General features: G+C 58.6%; 1 protein-coding gene. It reads left to right on the top strand.

All coding sequences use genetic code 11. From position 1 onward, the window contains the following. Positions 1 to 44: 44 nt before the first annotated feature. Positions 45 to 619 (top strand): cytochrome P460 family protein (locus tag G6N73_RS36185; RefSeq protein WP_165034609.1); only part of this gene is annotated, 575 nt, incomplete at its 3' end.

Here is a 619-nt window from a genome sequence, read left to right as displayed (position 1 = left end):
AAATGGCCAACGACCGCTACCGGTTCAAACTTAGGAACAGTGCTATGAAAATTGTCGGTGCCTTGGGCGTCGCCCTGGCAGGATTGTCCATGATCGGCGCCGTCACTGCCTACGCGCAGATGGACAAGCGCTCACAGTACGAGGGACCGGCAGCGGCCGTTGTTGACGACAAGGGAAATCTGCGCGTGCCTTCCGACTACCGGACCGCTTATCAGGCGCTGGGCAACTGGGCAGTGGCGAAAGACGATGGTCCGGGCTCAAAGGAGATGCACATGGTCTATGCATCGCCCGGAACCATCGATGCGTATCGCAAGGACGGACACTACCCCGACGGCACCGTTCTGGTGAAGGAAGTGTTCCATACGACTACTAAAGAGATGACAACCGGAACCGTAAGCAGTGCCGGCGCCCTCGTTGGCTGGTTCGTCATGGTGAAAGACGGCGTCGGCCGATTTCCAGAAAACAAGCTTTGGGGCGACGGCTGGGGTTGGGCCTGGTTCGACGCGGCCAATCCCCAAAAGACCACATCCACCGACTACACGAAGGACTGTAAGTCCTGTCATGTGCCGGCGCGAGAGTCGGACTGGATCTATACTTACGGCTATCCGCCCCTGAACCG

The organism is Allomesorhizobium camelthorni (assembly GCF_011045125.1).
Taxonomy (GTDB): Bacteria; Pseudomonadota; Alphaproteobacteria; order Rhizobiales; family Rhizobiaceae; genus Allomesorhizobium; species Allomesorhizobium camelthorni.
The sequence above is the reverse complement of the archived record's forward strand: the minus strand, read 5'-3'. Positions and strand labels throughout refer to the sequence as shown.